The organism is Ureibacillus chungkukjangi, from assembly GCF_003217295.1.
GTDB lineage: Bacteria > Bacillota > Bacilli > Bacillales_A > Planococcaceae > Ureibacillus > Ureibacillus chungkukjangi.
This window is the reverse complement of the sequence record NZ_QJTJ01000016.1, coordinates 63,167-86,305: the sequence shown is the minus strand read 5'-3', so window position 1 is coordinate 86,305 and position 23,139 is coordinate 63,167. Positions and strand designations below refer to the sequence as shown.

General features: G+C 34.3%; 20 protein-coding genes, 1 pseudogene and 1 other annotated feature. Of the genes and pseudogenes, 14 read left to right on the top strand and 7 right to left on the bottom strand.

Annotated elements, in window-relative coordinates; translation table 11 throughout:
* Positions 1 to 232: 232 nt before the first annotated feature.
* Positions 233 to 460 (bottom strand): hypothetical protein, encoded by a 228-nt coding sequence (locus BJ095_RS18855; RefSeq protein ID WP_146223216.1) that lies wholly within the window; start codon positions 458 to 460, stop codon positions 233 to 235.
* Between the two features lie 84 nt (positions 461 to 544).
* Between BJ095_RS18855 and BJ095_RS12280 the strand changes: the two genes are divergently transcribed.
* The 5 genes and pseudogenes from BJ095_RS12280 (at position 545) to BJ095_RS12260 (ending at position 5,527) form a co-directional block, all read left to right on the top strand.
* Positions 545 to 832 carry a hypothetical protein gene (locus BJ095_RS12280; RefSeq protein WP_107937918.1) on the top strand — a complete coding sequence of 96 codons (288 nt, stop codon included), beginning with the start codon at positions 545 to 547 and terminating at the stop codon, positions 830 to 832.
* Positions 833 to 1,075: 243 nt separating this feature from the next.
* Positions 1,076 to 2,107 carry a serine hydrolase domain-containing protein gene (locus tag BJ095_RS12275; protein ID WP_235867656.1) on the top strand — a complete coding sequence of 344 codons (1,032 nt, stop codon included), beginning with the start codon at positions 1,076 to 1,078 and terminating at the stop codon, positions 2,105 to 2,107.
* Positions 2,108 to 2,304: 197 nt separating this feature from the next.
* Positions 2,305 to 2,798: pseudogene (locus BJ095_RS12270) on the top strand (DinB family protein).
* Between the two features lie 582 nt (positions 2,799 to 3,380).
* Positions 3,381 to 3,633, top strand: a binding site (T-box leader).
* A gap of 81 nt (positions 3,634 to 3,714) precedes the next feature.
* The gene (locus tag BJ095_RS12265; protein WP_107937083.1) at positions 3,715 to 5,064 is read left to right on the top strand and encodes an amino acid permease; all 1,350 of its coding nucleotides are present in this window, start codon (positions 3,715 to 3,717) and stop codon (positions 5,062 to 5,064) included.
* A gap of 241 nt (positions 5,065 to 5,305) precedes the next feature.
* The gene (locus tag BJ095_RS12260) at positions 5,306 to 5,527 is read left to right on the top strand and encodes a transcriptional regulator (RefSeq protein ID WP_107937081.1); all 222 of its coding nucleotides are present in this window, start codon (positions 5,306 to 5,308) and stop codon (positions 5,525 to 5,527) included.
* Between the two features lie 643 nt (positions 5,528 to 6,170).
* Here the strand turns inward: BJ095_RS12260 and BJ095_RS12255 are convergent.
* On the bottom strand, positions 6,171 to 7,775 hold the full coding sequence (locus tag BJ095_RS12255; protein ID WP_107937079.1) for an ABC-F family ATP-binding cassette domain-containing protein: 1,605 nt from the start codon (positions 7,773 to 7,775) through the stop codon (positions 6,171 to 6,173).
* Between the two features lie 213 nt (positions 7,776 to 7,988).
* On the opposite strand from BJ095_RS12255, the gene recQ reads away from it, so the two are divergent.
* Entirely contained in the window at positions 7,989 to 9,749 is a 1,761-nt protein-coding gene (recQ, locus tag BJ095_RS12250) for a DNA helicase RecQ (RefSeq protein WP_107937077.1), read from the top strand.
* A gap of 117 nt (positions 9,750 to 9,866) precedes the next feature.
* Here recQ and msrA read toward each other — a convergent pair whose 3' ends face one another.
* Positions 9,867 to 10,382 (bottom strand): peptide-methionine (S)-S-oxide reductase MsrA, encoded by a 516-nt coding sequence (gene msrA, locus BJ095_RS12245; RefSeq protein WP_107937074.1) that lies wholly within the window; start codon positions 10,380 to 10,382, stop codon positions 9,867 to 9,869.
* A 187-nt stretch (positions 10,383 to 10,569) separates the two neighbouring features.
* Between msrA and BJ095_RS12240 the strand changes: the two genes are divergently transcribed.
* Positions 10,570 to 11,523 (top strand): LCP family protein, encoded by a 954-nt coding sequence (locus BJ095_RS12240; RefSeq protein WP_107937072.1) that lies wholly within the window; start codon positions 10,570 to 10,572, stop codon positions 11,521 to 11,523.
* Positions 11,524 to 11,660: 137 nt separating this feature from the next.
* Positions 11,661 to 12,887 (top strand): AI-2E family transporter, encoded by a 1,227-nt coding sequence (locus BJ095_RS12235; protein WP_107937070.1) that lies wholly within the window; start codon positions 11,661 to 11,663, stop codon positions 12,885 to 12,887.
* A gap of 44 nt (positions 12,888 to 12,931) precedes the next feature.
* On the opposite strand, the gene BJ095_RS12230 is transcribed toward BJ095_RS12235, so the two are convergent.
* A complete protein-coding gene (locus BJ095_RS12230) occupies positions 12,932 to 14,098 on the bottom strand; it encodes an aminotransferase class I/II-fold pyridoxal phosphate-dependent enzyme (RefSeq protein ID WP_107937068.1) in 1,167 nt (388 codons plus the stop codon).
* A 217-nt stretch (positions 14,099 to 14,315) separates the two neighbouring features.
* Between BJ095_RS12230 and BJ095_RS12225 the strand changes: the two genes are divergently transcribed.
* Positions 14,316 to 15,119 (top strand): hypothetical protein, encoded by an 804-nt coding sequence (locus BJ095_RS12225; RefSeq protein ID WP_107937066.1) that lies wholly within the window; start codon positions 14,316 to 14,318, stop codon positions 15,117 to 15,119.
* A 53-nt stretch (positions 15,120 to 15,172) separates the two neighbouring features.
* Here the strand turns inward: BJ095_RS12225 and BJ095_RS12220 are convergent, their stop codons facing one another.
* Entirely contained in the window at positions 15,173 to 15,964 is a 792-nt protein-coding gene (locus BJ095_RS12220) for an enoyl-CoA hydratase/isomerase family protein (RefSeq protein ID WP_107937064.1), read from the bottom strand.
* Positions 15,965 to 16,257: 293 nt separating this feature from the next.
* Between BJ095_RS12220 and BJ095_RS12215 the strand changes: the two genes are divergently transcribed.
* Complete coding sequence (locus BJ095_RS12215; RefSeq protein WP_107937062.1) at positions 16,258 to 17,148, top strand: tyrosine-type recombinase/integrase; 891 nt, start codon at positions 16,258 to 16,260, stop codon at positions 17,146 to 17,148.
* 19 nt (positions 17,149 to 17,167) lie between these two features.
* On the opposite strand, the gene BJ095_RS12210 is transcribed toward BJ095_RS12215, so the two are convergent.
* A complete protein-coding gene (locus BJ095_RS12210; protein WP_107937060.1) occupies positions 17,168 to 18,196 on the bottom strand; it encodes a PTS transporter subunit IIC in 1,029 nt (342 codons plus the stop codon).
* Between the two features lie 341 nt (positions 18,197 to 18,537).
* Between BJ095_RS12210 and BJ095_RS12205 the strand changes: the two genes are divergently transcribed.
* From BJ095_RS12205 to BJ095_RS12190, 4 genes are all read left to right on the top strand, one after another.
* Complete coding sequence (locus BJ095_RS12205; RefSeq protein WP_107937058.1) at positions 18,538 to 18,963, top strand: GatB/YqeY domain-containing protein; 426 nt, start codon at positions 18,538 to 18,540, stop codon at positions 18,961 to 18,963.
* 190 nt (positions 18,964 to 19,153) lie between these two features.
* Positions 19,154 to 19,309 (top strand): transcriptional regulator, encoded by a 156-nt coding sequence (locus BJ095_RS12200; protein WP_107937087.1) that lies wholly within the window; start codon positions 19,154 to 19,156, stop codon positions 19,307 to 19,309.
* A gap of 1 nt (position 19,310) precedes the next feature.
* Positions 19,311 to 19,475, top strand: coding sequence for a transcriptional regulator (locus BJ095_RS12195; protein WP_107937056.1), 165 nt, complete (start codon positions 19,311 to 19,313; stop codon positions 19,473 to 19,475).
* A 236-nt stretch (positions 19,476 to 19,711) separates the two neighbouring features.
* Positions 19,712 to 21,424, top strand: coding sequence for a sensor domain-containing protein (locus BJ095_RS12190; protein WP_107937054.1), 1,713 nt, complete (start codon positions 19,712 to 19,714; stop codon positions 21,422 to 21,424).
* A gap of 73 nt (positions 21,425 to 21,497) precedes the next feature.
* Here BJ095_RS12190 and BJ095_RS12185 read toward each other — a convergent pair whose 3' ends face one another.
* Complete coding sequence (locus BJ095_RS12185) at positions 21,498 to 22,892, bottom strand: nucleoside-diphosphate sugar epimerase (protein ID WP_107937052.1); 1,395 nt, start codon at positions 22,890 to 22,892, stop codon at positions 21,498 to 21,500.
* Positions 22,893 to 23,139 lie beyond the last annotated feature (247 nt).

Genomic DNA, 23,139 nt, shown 5'->3' with positions numbered 1-23,139 from the left:
TTCCCTCTTTTCATGTTTATCGTCGCTGAAAACATTGTATCCAAGAGAGAATAAAATGACTCTTTTTCTTTTTACACAATTATATGGACTTTATCGCCTATCGACTCAAAGAACGAGAAAGTGGAGGATTTTTTTAACATATTCGGAATTCTTCCCTTTATGTACCCCAAAACAGAGCTTCATTTGGCATATAACCGAAAAATCTCCACATATTTTACTTTCGCTTGTTACTTTATAAAGGACGGATTCCATTAGTTGCTATTATTATTTCATTAGTTGCTATTATTATTTCATTGGCTGTTGTATTTGGATTTTTTAATGATAAAAACGGGAAAAAAGTAAAGAAAAGAAATATGTTGTCCCTTGTATTTTTAGCTGAACCTTCTTTGATTAAATGGCGCAATTCTTGAAGAGGAATTGTGTCTTTTTCAGCAATAGGGCAGATTGTTAAATAACTCATTGTGGGAATTATAGGAATTAGAGATAATTATATTGAGTATTCAGAACATCGCAGGATAAGAGGAAAACTTTAAGGGGGTTCTCTATGGGGTTGTTATTTTGGCCATTTATGATTGCTTCGATTGTACTTTCGTTTATTTCTTTAGTAATGAAAAAGCCAATGTTTCTTGTGATTTCCAGTCTATTGATAATTCCATTATCGCTTTACTTAGCTGCATCGCCACGTTTTGAATGGTGGGGTTTGATATTCCCTTTCTTTTACCTCGGTGCTGCTTTATCACTAAGAAAAAATATTAGATGGCTATCAGCACTCTTGATTGCACCAAATATTATTCTAATCGGATGGATTGGTTACGCGGTAATAAATCAGTAATAAATTAAGACCCATATATACTTGTTCTAGAATATGGCGCATTTCTTTAATGAGGATTGCGTCATTTTTCATTAAAGGGCCATATTGTTGAATAATAATTTTAATCTAAAGTGAAAAATGTGAAGGTTTACACTTAAACTTCTCACAGATTAATTGAAATTGCTTTTTCCATATACATACAATAGAAAATACGTTCGTGTTATAATTCTATTGAAGCTGAGGCTGCTAAATTGGGGGGAGAGTATGGAAAACATCAACATTCAAGAGCGTATGAAACATTATAATGTGCAAGGTTTAAGTATTACGTTAATTAATCATGGACAAATATGTGATACAGAAAATTACGGCTTATTAGAGGTAGAAAGTAATAAGTACGTAAATGAGAATTCGATTTTTAGTGCTTGTTCAATTAGTAAGTTTCTAACGGGAATGCTTGTTATGAAACTAACGAACCAAGGACTACTTGATTTAGATGAGGATGTAAACAATAGACTCGTTTCGTGGAAAATACCTGAAAATGATTTAACGAAAAACAAAAGAGTAACATTACGAAATTTACTTAGCCATCAATCTGGAATAAAAGACCCTGAAAACAGTTTTGGTGAGCTTAAAACAATTCCAAGCTTTCCTTCGTTGGTTGAATTATTAGATGGAAAAACCCCTTATTGTAAAGTTCCTATTGAAGTGAATTACGAACCAGAGAGTGGATTCGACTATTCTGATGCAGGTTATTGTATAATCCAGCTATTATTAGAAGATGTGACTGGAAAACCGTTTCATCAAATGATGAAAGAACTTATATTTGAACCATTAAAAATGGGAAATAGCACATTGGATATGTCAATACCTGTTATGAGTAGTGAAAAATTTTCTTGTGGTCATAACAAAAATGGTAAATTAGTGGATGGAAAATATCCTTTATATCCCTACCCAGCATCTTCTGGACTTTGGACAACCTCGGTGGATCTAGCAAAATTGGTTATTGAATTAATGGATGCAATAAAAGGAGAAAGTAAAGTTGGTATTTCTTCAAATGCAATAAAAGACATGATAAGCTCGCAAAGAGGAAAAGATTGGGTTGGACTAGGTGTGTTTCTAGCAGGTTCTGAAAAAGAAATAGAAATTCAATCACTCGGTTGGGGAGTAGGTTTTCAATGTATGATGGTGGCGTTTCCGTATTTAGAAAAAGGTGCAGTCATCATGACAAATACTGAATTAGGTGTTCATCAGATGGAAGGTATTATAGGAGAAATATATAGAACTCTTATATGCTAAAAAGCATTATTGAAGTAACAGTTAGTTGCTTTAACTTAAAAAATGATATTCAACAATCGGGCGCTTTAGTTGGATAATGATTAAGAGGTATCCATCTCAAACGAGAGGGTCTTCTTTATTTTGATATAAATATTTTAATAAGACACATTGTATCACTAATAGTTATAAACAATTATAATGGAGTGTTCGTGTTCATATTGTTAAATTTTTTTAAATATAATTGGCAGGTAAGAGACGAATGGTTTGAATGGTGTTACCAACTATCAAATGAGGAATTGATAAAAGATCGAACTGGTGGAGTAGGGAGTATTTTATATACTTATTTCACGTTATTGATGTTGTATATAGTTGGCTTCGTGGTATTCAAGGCAAAGAAGACATCGTAGTTGAATTTGCTGAATATGATACGCCTGAAAAGTTGAAATCTCTTTCTGATAGACTCCGAAATGAAATAGCAGAATTTCTAAAAAATAAATTAGATGAATTAAAAGAGATAGTTGTATGTGTGCCTGGGGATTAAGATAAATATACTGTTGTGGAAATATTACATCATATAATTGCACACGAAATACATCACATTGGTCAACTCTCTATTTGGTCAAGAGAATTAGAGCTCAATCCCGTACTTGCTAATTTTATCGGAAGAAAGTTTAACTCTATTCATTCATTAATTAAAGTGGTCTTTAGTTGAAAAAACGATATTCCACAAAAGGGGCCAATTCTTGAAAAAGAAATGCGCTCATTTTTCATTTAAGGGCTATTATCTTGAATAATCTTTAGCGTAATAGTTTAAATAATAAAATGGGTTTTTTACTGTTTTAATAGTTTAGAGAGTAGACTAAAATTGTTTTGTATAGTTGGTTAGAAAGAGGATTATATGTTTCAATATTTTTTTGTGAGAACGTTTATTGTAATATTACACATAGTAAAATAGTTATTTATAGAACCACTTTGTATGAATTTACCGTAACGCTCTGGCTGACGAAATCCTACTCGCGGGGGAAATCATAGTGCTTGGGTTGAACGAATAAGGTGAGAATGCAACATAATTGGAAAGAAATAAATTGCGGAGAAACATCTGAATGTAAAATTATAGACTGGAAATACATAGAAGTAAATATGTATATCACTAAATGTGGGGGTAACTGTGGCTAGGTAAGAATCCAAAATAGAAAAGTCATATTCTGTATTGACAAATAAATAATAAAAGGTAAAATTATTAACAATCAATATTTGCAGATTGAAGAGTTGTAAAGCATCTCGGAATATAAGAATAAAGGCTATGAAAAGAAATAGTAGCAATCACATAAACACTACAGAAAGTTACCGGTTGATGAGAGGTGCGTGTTGACGGATTGCGAATTCATCTTGGAGCTGTGTACTGAATTGGATTTCTTAGTAGGCTACACCGGCAAAGCACCCGTCATCATGTGCTAAAGTATCGTCTTATGGCTGTACTTACTAAGATAGGTAATGAAAGTTGCTTATGAATTTAAGGTGGTAACACGAGTTGAATCGTCCTTTTGGTTAATCCAAAAGGGCGTTTTTTTTATTTTTTTCTTATTACACTTGCAATATTTGAAATAGATTATGAGGAGGTAAATTGATTGAACAAGGTGGATAAAAGCGAAAAACTGCAACGAGGTTTAGATAATAGGCATATTCAGTTTATAGCACTGGGTGGTTCAATTGGAGTAGGATTGTTTTATGGTTCCAGTGCGACCATTCAAATGGCTGGCCCCTCTATTTTATTTTCTTATTTAGTTGGGGGACTGGTTATTTTCACTATTATGAGGGCGTTAGGTGAAATGGCAGTAGAAGAACCGGTGTCGGGTTCATTTAGTACATATGCCAATCGATATTTAGGTCCTTTTGCAGGATATTTAACTGGATGGACGTATTGGTTTATGTGGATTGTTGTTGGAATGGCGGAAATAACAGTTACTGGAGTCTATGTGAATTATTGGTACCCAGAAATTCCACAATGGCTGACAGCGCTTGTTGTTTTGATTCTCATTACATTCATTAATCTAGCAAATGTCAAAGCATTTGGAGAGTTTGAATTTTGGTTTGCGATGATTAAAATAGTAGCCATTATTGGTATGATTTTGCTAGGGTTAGGAATCATCTTCCTTGGGTTTGGGAATAGTGGTCAGCCAATCGGATTTGAAAATTTGTGGATTCATGGTGGATTCATGCCAAATGGAACAGAGGGTATTTTATTGTCATTGGTGCTTGTTATGTTTTCATTTGGAGGAATAGAATTGGTCGGAATTACGGCTGGTGAGGCAAAAAACCCTCAAAAATCAATTCCATCAGCGATCAATAATGTGGTCTTTCGGATATTAATTTTTTATATTGGTGCACTAGGCATCATGATGATTTTATACCCTTGGAATGATATTGGGACTAATGGTAGCCCATTTGTATTAATCTTTGAGAATGTTGGAATACCTGGCGCTGCACATATCATTAACTTTGTAGTTATCACAGCAGCCTTATCAGCTTTCAATAGTGGTTTGTTCAGTTCGGGAAGAATGCTGTACAATTTATCCCTTCAAAATAACGGTCCTAAGTATTTCGGAAAACTACACAAAAATGGTAGTCCAAGACGTGGAATTGTGTTTTCATCATTCTTTTTATTAGTGGCAGTATTCCTGAATTATATCGTTCCTGAAAAAGTGTTTTTGTATATTTCTGCTGTTGCAACGGTTGCGGTCATTACCTGCTGGACAATCATTTTAATTACACAATTGAAATTTAGAAAAACCAAAACAAAAGAGGAAGTTGAAAAGCTAAAATTTAAATTACCTCTACATCCAATTACTACATATATAGCTTTAACCTTTTTGGCATTTGTCATTGTCTTGATGGCATTTATACCGGACATGTGTATCGCGCTATATGTAGCACCTATTTGGTTTATCATCCTTTACATTGGATATAAAATAAAATAATTCTACAGAAGTATCGGAATTAAATTGCACTGATATATTAATACTCTGTTAATCGTTTAGTTCATGTAATAGATTAACAAACGTGAGCACCTAAATTTTGGGTTATAGGAAAACATCTTTAAGTTGAACAAGTCAAAAAGCCAGGTAATAATTACCTGGCTTCTTCATATTGTAATACGAGAACATTGGTTCTATAATTGAATAGAATGAGAACGTTAGTTCGATTGTTGGAGGGTTAAATATGAAGAGTCGGGTGTTAAAAGCTTTGCAACGTAATCAACTGGTGGATATTATGTACGTCTCAAAATCGGGTGAAATTAGTAAAAGGCGGATTAAGATTGTTAAAGTTTTAGACGGATCATTTTCTGCATTTTGTTTTACTAGGCAGGGAAAACGCACCTTTCTAATCGACAGTGTTCTTGCACTCGTGCCTGTAATAATAAAAGAGCGTGAAGTTATTTGATTACTCAGGCTGCTAGTGATTTGGCCCATAGACAGATTATACTTGATCTAACTATACGAACACTTGAACGTGATAGCAAGCATTTAAAAAAGTTGAAAATGCAAAGAGCTTTTGAGATGTGGATCGATGGAAAAATATAAGATTTACATACGGAATTAATAAACATTAAAGGTGAATTAGGCAGAATCGGCGCAAAGGTACATCCAGGTAAATCCGAAGATGGCTTCACGATATACACCGTTACCGAACAAAGACGTGATTTTAATGTGAAATATAATAATATTGCGCTTAAAAATCATTGTGAGAATGAAATAAAACAATTATTAGGTTTAATCGAATAGGATGCGATTTCTCTACTACATTTAAAATACATTATTAAATTTGAAATAATTAAAGCCATTTGAATGTAGTGTTTATTTTTCATTATCCTCCCGATCAAATGTTACAATTCAAAAAATAAAAAACCAGATAGCATTACGCTACCTGGTTTTATTGTACCTGCCCGTGCTCTTATAAAATATTATAAGGACTTCCCCAAAGTCTCCCCAAATTAGTTGGGGAAGAATGGGTGATAACGGTGAGTTGTAAATATATAGTTTGTATAACACACAAGTAATATCAATGCTTCATATAAAAGAACGAATTATTTAATTCCCTGAGCTTCTTTCCACTCTAAGAATTCATCATAAGTTAATTGTTTATCTAGAATTGAACCGTCTTCCTGAATTTCAATCACACGGTTTGCAATTGTTTGGATAAATTGGTGGTCATGAGATGTGAAAATCATCGCACCCTTAAAGCGAGTTAAACCTTCGTTTAGAGCTTGAATTGACTCAAGGTCTAAGTGGTTAGTAGGCTCATCAAGTAATAATACGTTTGAGTTCGAAAGCATCATTTTAGATAGCATACATCGAACTTTTTCTCCTCCTGAAAGAACAGAAGGGGATTTTTTCACTTCTTCACCAGAGAATAACATACGACCCAAGAAGCCACGTAAGAAGCTTTCTGTTTCATCCTCAGGTGAATATTGACGAAGCCATTCAACTAATGATTTTTCAGAGCCTGTGAAGTATTTATCGTGATCATTTTCAAAATAGCTTTGAGATGTTGTCACACCCCATTTAAATGTACCGCTATCAGCCTGGCGTTGTTCTGCTAAAATGTCCAACAACGCTGTTTTAGCGATTGGATTACCAAGTAAAATAATTTTATCTTCCTTGTTCATCATAAAGCGAGCATCTTTAAATAATACTTCGCCTTCCTGAGTAGCTGATAAGCCATCTACTGTTAATACGTCATTTCCAATATCGCGGCCAATTTGGAAGTTAATGAATGGATACTTACGGCTAGAAGGCTTGATATCATCTAGTTCAATTTTATCCAGCATTTTTTTACGCGAAGTCGCTTGACTTGATTTAGAAGCATTTGCAGAGAAACGTGCAACGAATGCTTGTAGCTCTTTAATTTTCTCTTCTTTTTTCTTGTTTTGATCTTGAGCCATTTTAAGTGCTAATTGGCTTGACTCATACCAGAAATCATAGTTACCAACATAAATCTGGATTTTGGAGAAGTCTAAATCGGCAATATGCGTACAAACCTTGTTTAAGAAGTGACGGTCATGGGATACAACAATAACTGTATTTTCAAAGTTAATTAAAAACTCTTCCAGCCATTTAATCGCTTTTAAATCTAAGTGATTGGTAGGCTCATCCAGTAATAGAACATCTGGTTTACCGAATAAAGCTTGAGCTAATAATACTTTGACTTTATCTGAACCTTCTAGGTCAGCCATTTGTACATAGTGAAGCTCATCGCCAATACCTAGACCGTTAAGTAATGTTGCAGCCTCTGATTCAGCTTCCCAACCATTTAAGTCTGCGAATTCACCCTCTAATTCTGCAGCACGCATGCCGTCTTCGTCAGAGAACTCTTCTTTCATATAAATCGCATCTTTTTCAGCTTTTACTTCCCAAAGACGCTTGTTCCCCATAACAACAGTATCAAGAACATTATACTCATCGTACTCAAAGTGGTTTTGTTTTAAAACGGATAAACGTTCGTCTTTCCCCATTGAAACATTACCTTCTTGAGGCTCGATATCTCCAGATAGAATTTTAAGGAAAGTAGATTTTCCTGCACCATTCGCACCGATAAGACCATAACAGTTCCCCGGTGTGAATTTAATATTTACGTCTTCAAATAGTTTACGATCGCCATAGCGAAGACCTACATTGCTAACTTGAATCATGTAAGCTCCTCCTTTTTATATTCAGCTAAATTGCTTCAAAAATCTCTTTTGTACACAATGTTTCTATTATAGCATGGGATGCTTACAAAAGCTAGAAATCACTGGTATTACTTAAGTTTCCTGGCAGTTTTAAGATTAATGTTAAATTCACGATTTTTTCTTTTACTGGATTTCTAGTATAATAAGAGAACCACTGAAATAGAGAGGTAATCTATGATACAAAAAGCACAGCAAGTTTTAAAGCAATATTTTGGATATGATAGTTTCCGTATAGGGCAGCAACAGGTAATTGAGAATGTGCTAAATGGTCGTGATACACTTTGCGTTATGCCAACTGGTGGAGGGAAGTCTCTTTGTTATCAGGTGCCTGCATTGTGTGTTGAAGGCACAACCGTTGTAATTTCACCTTTAATCTCATTAATGAAGGACCAGGTGGATCTACTTCATTCCAATGGGATACAAGCGGCTTATATTAATAGCTCATTAACTTATAGTCAAATAAACGAAACAATGGAAGATGTAAGAAATGGATTAGTAAAGCTTTTATATATTGCGCCTGAACGATTAGAAAACGAAATGTTCCGAAATGAACTTTCACAGCTAAATGTCCCTTTAGTTGCAATTGATGAAGCCCACTGTATTTCCCAATGGGGACATGATTTTAGACCAAGTTATCGCACGATTTCCTCACTCGTTTCACTATGGCATAAAAAACCGACTGTCATCGCTTTAACTGCTACAGCAACACCTACTGTTAGCGATGATATTTGTTCTTTATTACATATCAGTGAACATGATAGTTTCATAACAGGCTTTGCTCGCGAAAATCTGTCATTTAAGGTTTTGATAGGTGAAAACAGGGATCAATACATCAAAAGATATGTAAAAAATAATCCAAATGAAGTGGGGATTATTTATGCTGCTACAAGAAAATCAGTAGAAGCAGTTTATGAGCTTCTATCAAAAAATGGTGTGCGGGTTGCCAAATACCATGGTGGAATGGGAGAAACCGATAGAACACAGGAACAAAATCGTTTCCTGCAGGATGAAGTTCAGGTGATGGTAGCCACAAATGCATTTGGAATGGGTATCAATAAGACGAACGTACGTTTTGTTATTCATTATCAAATGCCTCGTAATATGGAAAGCTATTATCAGGAAGCCGGAAGAGCGGGGCGTGATGGATTACCAAGTGAGTGTACACTATTATATAGCTCGTCGGATGAGCAAACACAGCGTTTCCTTATAGATCAAGCTCAAGATCGTTCTCGAATACCGTTAGAGCTTAAGAAGCTTCAAAGTATGGTCGATTACTGCCATACAGAGAATTGCTTGCAATCCTACATAGTACAATACTTCGGTGAATCTCAAAACAATGAGTGCGGACAATGTAGTAATTGTATTGATGGAAGACCAAAAATGGATGTAACGGAAGATACTCAAAAGGTATTATCCTGTGTTTTTCGAATGGGTCAAAAATTTGGTAAAACGATTACTGCCCAAGTACTTGCAGGCGCACGCAATAAAAAAATAGAGGGCTTTAGACACTTATCAACATTTGGCATTTTGAAATCGATGACAGCAAAAGAGATTTCCAGCTTTATAGAATTTTTGATTTCGGAAAAGGTATTATTAGTTCAACCAGGTCAATTCCCAACAATCTATATTTCGGATGAGGGAAAGGATGTTCTTTTAGGGAAAAAGAAAGTATTACGTCGGACTAAGCCCGAAGAAACAATAGTCAAGCGGGATGATCCTTTGTTCGAGCATTTGAGGGCTGTTCGTAAGGAACTGGCTGAAAAAGAGGGAGTACCTCCATTTGTTGTCTTTTCAGATAAGACGTTAAAGGATATGTGTGAGAAAAAACCGACTGACGAACAAATGTTCCTAGAGGTGAGTGGAGTGGGACAAAACAAGCTAGAACGCTATGGCGCCATCTTCCTTGATGCCATTAATGAATTTAGTACACTTTAATATACGAGTTTTTTTGCGAATATAGTCAACAAAATATAAAAGGCGACAAATTCCAACTTGGAGTTTGTCGCCTTTTGTTATTTCATCTTATTGCCCATGAAATGATTGATTTCTCTATTATTTCCAATGACTATCGATAAATTGGTCACGACCAGAAATTGCGCGGTCTTCCTTGTAATGTTTTTCTTCATTTTTATAGTAGTCCTGATGATAATCTTCTGCTTCCCAGAAAGTAGCTGCCTCTATAATTTGAGTTACTATAGGCTTTTTAAAGCGACCGCTATCTGCCAATTGTTGCTTAGAGAACTCAGCAAGCTTTTGCTGCTCCTCTGTATGATAGAAAATAGCTGTTTTATAGGATTCACCACGATCGTGGAATTGTCCACCGTCATCAGTAGGATCGATTTGCATCCAGTAGATTTCTAGTAATTTTTCATAAGGGAAAATAGAAGAATCAAATTCTATTTGCACCACTTCTAAATGTCCAGTATTTCCTTCTTTTACTTGCTCATAAGTAGGGTTTTCTATAGCCCCACCCATATAGCCAGAAGTTACTTTATGTATACCATCCCACTCTACAAAAGGTTTAACCATACACCAAAAACAACCACCTGCAAATGTCGCTTTTTCCATTTATTTACGCCTCCAATGCTTAAAATAAATAGTATTGTAACATGATATAGATAAGGAAACAAATTATTACAATTATTTATAGGATATTTCAAGCTTGTTGTCACAAGCCGTAGTATAATAATGGAAAAATGAACCTTTCTATCTTTTCGAACGTCTCGTAATTGAATTTTCAAAGGGGAGAAGCAATATGGAAGAAAATCAAATCGAAGAAAAAAGACAGACCCGACATAAAAAGAAGAAGCTGCGAAAAGGAAGACTGTTCTTTACTTTTTTAATACTAGTGCTACTGATTATTGGAATCTATTCTTATTTCCAATATCAAAAGGGACTCGAAATCGCTTCTGAAACAAAATTACCTGAGGCAGAGTTTGTTGCAGATGAAGCGCATAAGACTATTAAAAACTACTTAATCCTCGGTGTTGATAGTCGCGGGGAAGAGGAATCCCGTTCAGATACGATGATGGTATTATCCTGGAACCAAGAGACAAATGATTTAAAGCTTGTATCCTTCATGCGAGATATCTATGCAGATATCCCAAGCTATAAATCATATAAATTAAATACAGCCTATTATCTTGGTGGGGTACAGCTTTTAAAGGATACATTAAAAACAATGTTTGATGTACCAATACATCACTATGCTTTAATAGATTTTAAAAGCTTTGAATCCTTGATCGATATTCTTGCGCCTAATGGCATTGAAATGGAAGTTGAAAAGGATATGTCCGCATATATTGGTGTATCACTATCTAAGGGGGTACAAAATTTAAATGGCCAAGAGCTATTAGGATATGCAAGATTCCGTCATGATTCAGAGGGGGATTTTGGTCGTGTAGAGCGTCAGCAAAAGGTCATTGATGCACTTAAGGATGAATTGTTATCTCCTAGTAATATAAATAACCTTCCAAAACTAATTGGGGCGTCACAAGGGTATATTACGACAGATTTATCGACAGCTCAGGAGATAAAAACAGTACTATCTTTAGCTGTTGGGGGAAAAGTAGACATAGATAAAATGACTATTCCAGTGGAAGGAAGCTATGATTATCAATCCTATCCGCACGCGGGTGAAGTTATAGAAATCGATATTGAAAAGAATAAACAAGAAATACACTCATTTTTACAGCTGGAGGGGGAGTAATTTCCCTCTTTGTTACCAATTTAAGAATGTCATTTTACACAAATTTTAATCGTTGGCAGTTCTAACACTTTATGGAAAATCAGTTTACATGATAGAATAGAATGAATACTAAATTCATAGTTTGACGAGGTGGTTTTTTGGAAAGAGAAAAGAGTTATGAGGATCGGTTAAACAGGGAAAGATCATCCTTTTTTCAAACAAGATTTATCCGCTTTTTAGGTGGGAAAAATCTGTTATTTTTACTTATTACATTATTACTTGCTGGATGCATTATCTTTGTATTCAATCAAGTCGACTTTATCTTTTATCCACTTCAGGTTTTATTTGAGGTAGTAATTTTACCAGGTGTGTTAGCAATTATCGGTTATTATCTATTACGACCGTTCGTACGGTTAGCAGATAAAAGTGGAAAGGGAAAAGTACCGCGCAGCATTGTAATCTTAATTCTTTATGTAATTGTAGCAGCGCTGATGACCTTACTTTCACTTCTCGTGTATCCATTTTTACGTGACCAATTTACAAATTTAGTGGAAGAGTTTCCAATGTACTTTATGCAGTTTGTAGAGACGTCGGTTACATTTTTAAACAATTCTAGCTTTGATGAATTATTTACAAAATTTAATTTTGATTATGATAAGATGCTAACAAATGTGACAGACGATCTTGTAACCACAATGAGAGATACACTAACGAATATCGCTTCGTCAGTAGCTACAGGAATTACTGGTTTCGTTTCAACATTAACTGGAATTCTTTTATCCCTTGTAACAGTTCCTTTTATCTTGTTTTATCTGCTGTATGAGGGAGAAAAATTACCGAAATTCATTTTACGAATTTTTCCGCCACGCGCTCGCAATGAAGTAGGGCAAGTATTAAAAGAAATGGACAAGCAAGTAAGCTCGTACATACTTGGCCAGATATTAGTGTCCATTTGTATTGGTGTCATGATGACGATCGGGTTTTTAATTATCAAATTAGATTATGCCTTCTTGTTAGGGATTTTAGCAATGGTAACAAGCGTAGTCCCGTACCTAGGACCAGTTATAGCAATTACCCCAGCGCTCATTATCGCTATTGTTACTTCACCAATAATGGTCGTCTATTTAATTATTGTTTGGACTGTTGTTCAGTTGGTAGAAGGGAAATTCATTACCCCGAACATTATGGGGAAATCCCTTTCTATTCACCCGATTACAATCATTTTTGTCCTTTTGACATTTGGTTCATTGTTTGGGGTTGCAGGAGTTATTCTGGGAATCCCGGCATATGCATTGTTTAAAGTGTTAGTTAGTCATTTGTTTGGGCTAGTAAGGCGAAGATATAATCGATATGAACGGGATATCGAAAACAAATATGATATTTAGCATGAAAAGAGGCTGTCTCCAATTATTAGAGACAGTCTTTATTTTTATAGTGATAAGCTTTCTAGTCGTTTTATGGCTTCTTTTAAAGTCTCTATATTTTGAACAAGTGCAAGACGAACATACCCTTCACCTTCAGAGCCGAATGCTGTACCTGGCACCATTAGAATGCCACACTGCTCAATAGTTTTAAATGCAAAGTCTACGCTATTTAATTTGTAAGGATATTTTGCCCATACAAACATGCCTCCTTTTGATGGCGCTACGGTCCAGCCTAATTCCTTCAGACCTGTCAAGAGTGTTGTATGGCGTTTGGAAAATGTTTCTCTTAAAGAAGAGGTAATTACTTCTGCATTATCTAATGCAAGAACTGCTGTTAATTGAATTGGATCAAAAATACCGAAGTCCAAATTTGATTTTAATTGCTTTATAATCGCTATCATTTCAGCATTGCCAGCAATATAAGCCACCCGAGCACCTGCTAAACTAAAGCTTTTGGATAGGGAGTTAATTTCTAAACCTACATCTTTTGCTCCAGGTGCTGCTAAGAAGCTAATTGGAGCGTCTCCAGTAAAGTAAAATTCCGAATATGCTGCATCATGTAAAACAATAATATTATACTTTTTGGCAAATGCTACTACCTCATCAAAGTAGTTGAGAGATGGCGCCATTGGAACAGGATTTCCCGGCATATTTAAGATTAATAGCTTTGCTTTATGTGCGACATCTTCTGGAATCGCTTTGAGATTTGGCAGGAAGCCTCTTTCTTCTTCAAGTGGTATGTAATATGGTATTGCTCCTGCTAAGGTGATACCTGCTGCATATGCTACATATCCAGGGTTCGTTGTTAAGACGTAATCTCCTGGGTCACAGAATGCAATAGGTAAGTGAACTAAACCTTCCTGTGAACCAATCGTTTGAACAATTTCAGTTTCAGGATTTAGATCCACCTTATTAACACGGGCATAATATCTCGCTACAGCCTCATAAAATTCAGGTGATCCATTTAATGTGTAGCCGTAGGAAGAAGATTGTTTGCTTAGGTCCGACATTGATTTAAGTAAAATGTCATGCGGAGGGATATCTGGGCTGCCTAAACTTAAATCTATTAAACTAAGGCCATTTATTTTCTCTTGCTGCTTGGCAAAGACTTTTAAGCTTGTAAATATCGCAGGTTCAAATTGGGACATTTTCTGTGAGGGGATTATTTTCAAGGTTGAACACTCCTTATACTCTATCAAAATATAAATCACATTTTATCATAGAGCCTATAGAAATTCTGTTCAAATTCAGAAAAAATGAAATAAATAGATAATATAGAGAGACATTTTGTTCTTAATAGCAAAAGCCTTGATTGTTATTGAGTAAAAAAGAAGAATAGAATAGTAGTAGGCTTTCATTTATACTATAAAAAAAGTAGGGGTGGATTTGATGATTGTACATGCTTTAAGTGGAGCCAGTGGTACTGGAAAAAGTACGAGTGCCATTCAATTTGCCTATGAAAACCAGATTGAAGCAATCATTGATGATGGGCTTTTGATTTTAAATGGAGAAAAAATCGCAGGTACTTCCGCTAAATTTGAAAAAAATACGATTACTGCAGTACGTCGAGCAATTTTCCAGGATGAGGATCATCGACAGCAGGTTTTAAACGCCATAAAAGAGTTTAAGGTTAAGTCAGTTCTCATTATTGGAACTTCAGATAAAATGACAAATAAAATTGCTAAACGTCTTAAGCTTGAGCCCATCGACCATATTCACCAAATTGAAGATATTCGGTCAGAAAGAGAAATTCATATGGCAAAATTCATAAGGAATACACAAGGGAAACATGTTATGCCTATTCCTTATAGGCAGGTTGAACAAAATTTTTTTAAGCGATTTATTCAAAGAGGCTTTGCGATCTTTTCAAAAAATCGTGAAAAGCTGGGAGAGACGACAATTGTTCAGCCCGATTTTCACCAGCAAATGATCTATATATCAAAAAATGTATATGTTGAATTCGTGAAATATATAATCGGTCAGTACCGAGTAATTGCAAAAATTGATGCTGTCCATTTTGTTATGAAGGATTATAGTCAAAACTTATATATAACAATTTATATAACCTCACCAGTCAATTATGATGTGATGGAAAAGATGCGCGGTCTACAGCAGGTAATATTAGAGCAATTTATACGTCAATTTGAATTTGAGCCTTCGATGATAAAGATTAACGTAAAAGGAATCATTTGAGGATTTTAAAATAGCCTACCTGGAAGGAAGTTTCTTTCAAGGTAGGCTATTATTTATTTTCGGTTAAATTTCGGCTGACGTTTTTCAACAAATGAGCGGACACCTTCTGGGAAATCATTAGGATCCACAAAGGGCGTGGAAGTTTTCCATAAAACAGGCGCGGAATCAACACATTCCTGTACTGAGCGCTTTACTGCCAGCAATGATGAAGGGGACATCCCAGCAACCAGCTTACCCATACGAATAGCAAATTTATTTAAATCCTTTTCAGCTACTAAATAATTTAACATACCAGTATTAAATGCTTCTTCAGCTTTATACATTCGGCCAGTAAAAACAAAATCCTTCGTAGCTGATGGGCCAACTAAATCAACAAGTCGTTTGGCAAATTTATTATTTAGGGTAATACCTAGCTTTCCAACAGGAATCCCCATACGAGCTTTTTCTGAACCTATTCGAATGTCACAGGCAAGTGCCAATTCCAGGCCAGCTCCCATTGCTGGTCCGTTAATAACACCGATAACGGGAATAGGTAATCGTTCAATTGTAGAAATGGTTTGCTCCATATGCACAAATGCTTCTTCTGCCTGCTCTAATGAAATCGAGTTAAACTCCTTTATATCAGAGCCTGCTGTAAAGTTTTCCCCTGATCCTCGAAGAATTAAGACCTTATTTTTCGGATTATCAAGAGTCTGTAATGCTATTTTCGCTAACTGCGACCACATATTTGCTGTTAAAGCATTTTTTAATTGGGGTCGGTGGATTGTAATAATAGCGAGTCCGGCAGTTTCTTGATAAATAATTTTTGCATCCTCTTCCTGTAGTCTTGTAGTTCTTACCTGCATTCAAACAGCCCCTTTGTATTAATACTCACATTATATACTACAATAACTTTTACTAGCATCATAAATTGAATATTCAACAAAAAAACTCCAAATTATTAACGTAGTCATACATAAGTTAAAAGTTTACTAGATTTCAAACTCTGTTATAATTTACCCTTATGCACAAGACCTTAAGACTGAATTCATTGCATATTATCCGACACTTCAATTACAATAATAAATATCTATATTTCACGCCCATTATCTACTGAAAAACAAAATAATTTACGAATAGCTTATAAGGAGATACTTAAATGGATGACATTGTAACTTATTATAAAGCTTACCTGCAATCAATCAATAAATCACAAAATACTATAAAGCAATACGGTATAGATACACAGCAATTTATAAATTTTATGAAGGATCACTTATTTACATTTGATGATTCTATTGTAAAATTAATTGAAAACTATAATCTTTATTTAGCAGAAGCATTTTCTTCTGTTGCAAGCATCAATCGAAAGAAGGCCTCATTGCATCACTTTTTAACATTTTTAAGGCAAAGAGAAAGAATAAACGAGCTCCCAGATAACTTATTAAAGCCGATTAAGAAAGAAAAGCTAACCATTCATACCTTATCCACTAATCAGATCAAAAGTGTTTCTAATTATTGGATGGAAGTCTTTGAAGCAACTGTAGGTTTAGACCATAAATGGATTGCATTAAGAAATTTTTGCATCGTGAACATAATGCTTGAAATCGGGTTAAAGCCTTCTGAAGTAGTAAATATGAAGTGGGGACATATGGAAGAGAATGAAATCACGATTATTCATGGTAAAAGGATTAGAAAATTATTTCTTTCTACAGCAAATCTTATTTGGCTCAGGGTATATCGCAAACAAACAGAAATGTTATTACCCAACAGTAAAGAGGCAGAGTTTGTCTGGCTTGGCCTTGGAAATAAACAAAATGAACCTATAACTGTGAAAACAATTGAACGGATTTTCCAGAAGCTCACTGATAATCTAGGATTTAAAGTTACAGCTACTACTCTTCGTTATACACTGATTGATACAGATATTAAAAAGGAGCATGGTGAGCAGCTAGAGGATTTATTTGCTCGTTATGGTTATTCTCGTAAAAGTGTTTTACAAGAACGACTTGATCGGATACAAAAACCCCCTAATCTACTTAAATTGTAACGTAGATTAGGGGGTTTTATTATTCGTAATTAACTTTATAATCTTCAGATTTAACCCATTTTAACTTTGTTTCAAACATTTTAATGAATAGTAAATTTAAAAGAATCGGTAAACCAATAAATAATGTTAATGAAATGATTATACTTTCCATCTGCCAGCCTACAATATCTAAGTATTTAAGAGGGCCAACAAATCCTGCTAAACCAAAACCGGCACTATAAGGAGTCCCTTCAATTTCGAATACACCTGCAAGGCCTCCTAAAATAGTAGCAGTTAAAATCATTGGTAAAGCGATTTTAGGCTTCATGAGGAAATTACGCATCTGGATTTTAGCTGAGGCAATGTGAGCAATTGCTGTACCAAAATTATTTGAACGATAGCTTGCGATACACATCCCAACACCTGAAGCACAAACGCCTAGATTTGCTGCTCCAGCACCAATTCCAGAAAGCATGATTACTGTCGCAACCCCAATTGTTGAAATTGGAGAGATAATTAGAATTGAGAAAATCATAGCAATAAGTGCACCCATTAGTACCGGTTGAAGATCTGTTAAATACATAATTCCATTACCTATTAAAAGTGAACTGTTTTTAATGTAAGGTAAAATAGCAAGTCCTATTAAACCTGGGATGAAAATTGTCAATGCTGGCATTGCAAGCAATGTCCAGTCTTTTAGTCTCGTACCTAGAAATTGAACAAATAAAATTGCTAGGGCAGATGTTAAACCGATATTTATAACTGTCCCGATTCCCGCCATTGTTATAGTACCATCTTCTGTGATTGTTGTTACACCACTACCGATAAAAGCAGCTAAACCAACTGAGCAGGTTTGAATAGGAGTTAACTTAAATTGAATTCCTGCCATAATCCCGATTACCACTGGAAGTAAACTCATTACAATCACAGAAGCGTTTAAAACAGTTTCGAAAAACGGGAAGTATGGAATAACTAATTTTAATATTTCTCCAACTAGAGCATTCGGAATTAAACAAACAACAATTCCTAAGCTCATCCCAGTTAATAGCTTGCTAAAAAAATTTTTCATAATGCAACAAATCCCCTCTAAGATGTCTTTTTTCTTATATAACATCAGCATGTAATGTAAGGATTATTATATTAGTTTAGAAGATTATTTCAATACGAAATTTTCTGACTATTTATTGATTTGATAATTTATAGTTGTTTTAGAGAATGGAAACGCTTTTTTAGAGAAATTAGACTAATAAAAAATATATCATTTTTCTGATCGATTCTTATTAAATGTTCTTCTATTCCTAATTTATTTACCGGAGTTCTCTATTATTGGCATAAATCCACTTTATTTAATATAGTAATAATATATTTATTTGGGTTATTAAATGATTAATATGGGAAGGAAGATTATTAATGCTTAAAGAAACAGTATTTGAACAATTAAAAACTGCGATGAAGGAAAAAAATGTCCTAGCAAAAGGAGTATTGACACTTTTAAAATCCGCATTAGATACAGCAGAAAAAGAAAAAGGTGCTGCTCTTACAAATGAAGAAGAGATTGCTATTGTGAATCGTGAAATAAAACAAACCAACCAATCCCTAGATGGTGCTAAACAAGCAAACCGAGAGGATCTTATTGAGAAGGAAGAAGCAAAGTTGACACTTTTAAAAAGCTTCTTACCAAAACAGTTAACAGAAGAAGAAATTGTGGCAGTTTTAACAGAAGCTGGCATTAGTAAAGGTATGAATATGGGGGATGCAATGAAAATTGCAAAACCAGTCCTTGCAGGTAAAGCTGACGGAGCAACAATGTCCAGAGCCGTAAAAAGTTTAATTTAATAAGGTAAGTTGATGTAAAACCCACGTTAAAGGACGTGGGTTTTAATTTTGGCATAGAAAGGTAGTAAAAATCGAAATAAATAATTATTTATTCAGAAAATTTTATTGACTTAAAATTAATTCTGTTCTATATTATGGTGTATAATAATATGCTGTTATATAACAACATCTAAGGAAGGAAATGATGAAAATGTCAATTTATCAAGAAGGCTATGACTATTATGTAATGAGATGTGAGGATTTTGGGTTAGAGCCTATAAACTTTTATTATTTTGTTAAACAGCTATCACAGGAGCAGCTAAATTCTTATAATGAACAAGCAAAGCTTATGAAAGGATGTAAGTAGGATGGTTGAGTATAATCTTGGATATGATTACTACAAGCAAGCTTGCCAGGGATATGGACTAGAGCCTATTAATTTTGCATTCTACTTATTGAGCTTATCCAAGGCGCAATTGGAGGCTTACAATGAACGTACTACTCAAAAGAGGGGGAATAATTTTGATAACTGATGTAAATCTAGAATACGCCAATTAACAACCTTACTTGAAGTTTTTGTCAAGTAAGGTTGTTTTGTTTTAAAAATCAAGACTTTTTTACTAAATAAAAACGAACAATTTGTAACTACAATTATACATTTTTCGACATTTTATCTATTATCTTACCTGGTTTAGCTGTATAATAGTTCTATAATACTTACAAATAATTATATTGCGAGATTTCAGACAAGTTGCAACGGAGGGAATTCATGATAAATAAAGATATTCAGTCAACAGAAACCTCACTCATGGAGCATACATATGAAGAATTACAAGATATAAAGACAGCAATTGATGAAGCCGTTATTATGGCAGTAACAGATTCAAAGGGGATAATAACTGCTGTAAATGATCGGTTCTGTGAAATCTCAAAATATAGGCGAGAAGAATTAATTGGTCAAAATCATCGCATTTTAAATTCTAAATTTCATACAAAAGAATTCTTTAAAACTATGTGGAAAACAATAGGTAGTGGTCAAACGTGGAATGGTGAGATCTGTAACCGCGCAAAAGACGGTTCACTTTATTGGGTTCAGACAACGATAGTTCCTTTCTTAAATGAAATGGGGAAACCAAAGCAATATATATCTATTCGAACAGATATTACTGAACAAAAAAACATACAAATGTTAACCCATTTTGCAAATCATGATGTGTTAACTGGTTTACCAAACCGTAGATATCTATCGCAAAAGTTAAATATGTTAATTGAAAAAAGTAAAGAAAATCAATCAAAATTTGCCCTATTCTTCATAGATATTAATAGATTCCGTCATATTAATGATGCACTTGGGCACAATGTCGGGGATTTATTTTTAATTGAAGTTGCACAACGTTTTAAATCTATTGATAAGACTGGCAATTCCTTTTATCGATTGAATGGAGACGAATTTGTATTTCTACTTGAAGATATTAGTATTTTGTCAGAAATGGCGACAAAGCTCATGAAAATGTTTGAACAGCCATATGTCTTTAACAAATATGAATTTTATTCGACGATTAGCATTGGAATAAGTATTTTCCCTAAACACGGTAATGACGTTGATAGCTTACTAGTAAATGCTGATATGGCAATGTATGTAGCGAAAAATAGAAAAGGAAATCAATATGAGATTTTCAAGAAGGTCATGAAAGGGAAAAATGACCACATTCTGATATTAGAATCTAAGCTCCGCAACGCTATAAGAGAAAGCCTATTAGAAATTCATTATCAGCCGAAAATGGATGTGAAGACTGAACTACTTATTGGGATGGAAGCCCTTTTGCGTTGGAATGATGAGGAATTAGGTCATATTCCTCCAAATGATTTTATTCCCTTTGCTGAAGAGTGTGGGTTAATCAATGAAATTGGAGAATGGGTTTTAAAAACAACTGCCATACAAATTAAAGAATGGGAAAAGCAATTTAATTTTAATTTGAGGGTTGCAGTTAATATTTCTCCTTTACATTTTAAAGAACCTAATTTTGTAGCTCGACTTGTTGAGATTCTGGAAGAGACAAAGGTGAAGCCAGAGCATCTTGAAATAGAGATAACTGAGATGAGCATGATGGATTATAATGATGATCTCATAAATAAAATTCAGGAAGTAAAAGAATTAGGGCTAACGGTAGCGATTGACGATTTTGGTACAGGCTATAGTTCTTTAGGTTATTTGAAAGAATTCCCAGTAGATACGCTTAAAATAGACCGAACTTTTATCGTTAATATTAGTGAAGGGGAATCAGGTATAGCGATGGTTGCAGCTATCATAGCCTTGGCCCATGCATTAAAGTTAAAGGTAGTTGCAGAAGGTGTAGAAACCATTGAGGAAATGGAAATCCTCAAACAATATAATTGCGAGTATGTGCAAGGTTATTATTTCAGTAAACCTTTAAATGTTATTGATATAACGAAGAAAATGCAAAGTGAATTATCAGAATAGAAAATCAGGAATAGCCTTAAAACTATTCCTGATTAGTTAAGAGTATGTTGAATTTTGAAATCAGCATACTCTTTTATTCTTTTAATAGCTCTAGTAAACGTTCATATTCATCATAATTGCCAACTGCATCATAATATTGGAATAATAAATCAGAATTAACCTGAATCATATCCTTGTAACTCATATACAATTCCTCTGTTAAATGGCGAATTATGATTGGTATAGGCTGGTGATGATTAAAGTGTTTTAAATACTTTTTTATGAATCCCACGGATAACTCACACCATAAATTATTGCCAAGTGCTTCAAAATCAATAAATTGAGCATGTGAGACTAAGAAATCGTCTGTTAAATGTTCGTTATATTTACAAACAATTTGCCAATCGATTTTATTTCTGTAGCGATGCAGCCAATGAGGTTCTAATACAGCACTCATCAATTGAATTTGTAGTTCAGAATATTGCTCGAAGTGAGCGTCCATTTCCTTATTTGTTCGTTTTTTATAGCCCATATCGTCATATATTTGACTAGCTAATGAGGGAATTCCTTTTACCATGTGTTCACTTCCAGGCCATTTATATTGACCACGATCAAACTCAAAAAAATGATACTCTTGCTTTTCTTCCTCTTCTTCAACCTCATATTCGTCAAGTAAGTGAATTGTACTGTATTCACTGAAATACGTTTCATCTTCAATAAACAACTCGACTTCTTCCTCAAAATGATCATTTATTTTCAGATTTTGACGTCTTAATTCGTCGACAATATAATTCTTAAAGGAAGCAGAAAGCCTTGATAATACAGGGTAATTATATTGCAGGGTAGAAACATCTACTTTATCTATATGTTCAATTAAATATTCTTCAGTTAACTGGTCACAAGCATAGCAAATATATGCAAAATCAACATAGTCCAAAAATTTCTCAAACTCTGACGGGTGAAGCTTTACTAAATTATATCGCCAAAAACAATAATCATGGACGAACTTTTCTGACATATTACCGTTGTCTTTTATCAATTGGGACAAGTCTATCTCATCAATGATTGGTCCCACATAAGAGGGGATTGATTTTAAATCAAAGCCCATAGGGAAGTTCAACTTTTCCAATGCTTTTTGGGGTCTGAATTTTCTTTTTCGGCTAGGATCAGTTTTTAAGCTATAAGTACCAATTGATCCACGCTCGTCCAACAAAATATAAGCTAATTCTTGTCTTTGGTCACGTGTTAGCTTAATATTTTTAGGGAATTTTACAGAAGCGTAGTATGTAATATTGGACATATCATAGAAAAATTTAAAATCACCCTCAGGAGTAAAATCTGAACGAGACGTATTTTTCTTCCAATACAAAAGAGCCCCGTTGATTGGGGGATAGTTGGAGAATTGAATATTAGCTATTGAGAATATGTTATGTGAAAGAGATTCATCATAAACTGTCTTTATAAATTCAATATGTTTAATTTTAAGCATACCGTACCTCCATTACCTCTATTATATTTCTTTCGCTTATGAAACAATAGCAAAAAGTGTTGAGAATTTATGAATTATTCCTACTCAAAACAATTGAACGAAAAATTGTACTTATAAAAATACATAGAAAGCCCACTCTACTAATTTATTGTGTTTGCATGAGTTTTAGAACTGAATTCAATAATTTTTAGAAAAACAATGTATTATAAAATACATGACTGATGCTATGGTTTGCAAATTATAACAA

Bases quoted from the DNA above. Each gene is read 5' to 3' on its own strand.
- BJ095_RS12190 (WP_107937054.1), top strand. From the start codon at position 19,712: ATGATAAATAAAGATATTCAGTCAACAGAAACCTCACTCATGGAGCAT.
- BJ095_RS12275 (WP_235867656.1), top strand. From the start codon at position 1,076: ATGGAAAACATCAACATTCAAGAGCGTATGAAACATTATAATGTGCAA.
- BJ095_RS12210 (WP_107937060.1), bottom strand. From the start codon at position 18,196: ATGAAAAATTTTTTTAGCAAGCTATTAACTGGGATGAGCTTAGGAATT.
- recQ (WP_107937077.1), top strand. From the start codon at position 7,989: ATGATACAAAAAGCACAGCAAGTTTTAAAGCAATATTTTGGATATGAT.
- msrA (WP_107937074.1), bottom strand. From the start codon at position 10,382: ATGGAAAAAGCGACATTTGCAGGTGGTTGTTTTTGGTGTATGGTTAAA.
- BJ095_RS12195 (WP_107937056.1), top strand. From the start codon at position 19,311: ATGGTTGAGTATAATCTTGGATATGATTACTACAAGCAAGCTTGCCAG.
- BJ095_RS12260 (WP_107937081.1), top strand. From the start codon at position 5,306: ATGAAGAGTCGGGTGTTAAAAGCTTTGCAACGTAATCAACTGGTGGAT.
- BJ095_RS12185 (WP_107937052.1), bottom strand. From the start codon at position 22,892: ATGCTTAAAATTAAACATATTGAATTTATAAAGACAGTTTATGATGAA.
- BJ095_RS18855 (WP_146223216.1), bottom strand. From the start codon at position 460: ATGAGTTATTTAACAATCTGCCCTATTGCTGAAAAAGACACAATTCCT.
- BJ095_RS12255 (WP_107937079.1), bottom strand. From the start codon at position 7,775: ATGATTCAAGTTAGCAATGTAGGTCTTCGCTATGGCGATCGTAAACTA.
- BJ095_RS12225 (WP_107937066.1), top strand. From the start codon at position 14,316: ATGATTGTACATGCTTTAAGTGGAGCCAGTGGTACTGGAAAAAGTACG.
- BJ095_RS12220 (WP_107937064.1), bottom strand. From the start codon at position 15,964: ATGCAGGTAAGAACTACAAGACTACAGGAAGAGGATGCAAAAATTATT.
- BJ095_RS12200 (WP_107937087.1), top strand. From the start codon at position 19,154: ATGTCAATTTATCAAGAAGGCTATGACTATTATGTAATGAGATGTGAG.
- BJ095_RS12280 (WP_107937918.1), top strand. From the start codon at position 545: ATGGGGTTGTTATTTTGGCCATTTATGATTGCTTCGATTGTACTTTCG.
- BJ095_RS12205 (WP_107937058.1), top strand. From the start codon at position 18,538: ATGCTTAAAGAAACAGTATTTGAACAATTAAAAACTGCGATGAAGGAA.
- BJ095_RS12240 (WP_107937072.1), top strand. From the start codon at position 10,570: ATGGAAGAAAATCAAATCGAAGAAAAAAGACAGACCCGACATAAAAAG.
- BJ095_RS12215 (WP_107937062.1), top strand. From the start codon at position 16,258: ATGGATGACATTGTAACTTATTATAAAGCTTACCTGCAATCAATCAAT.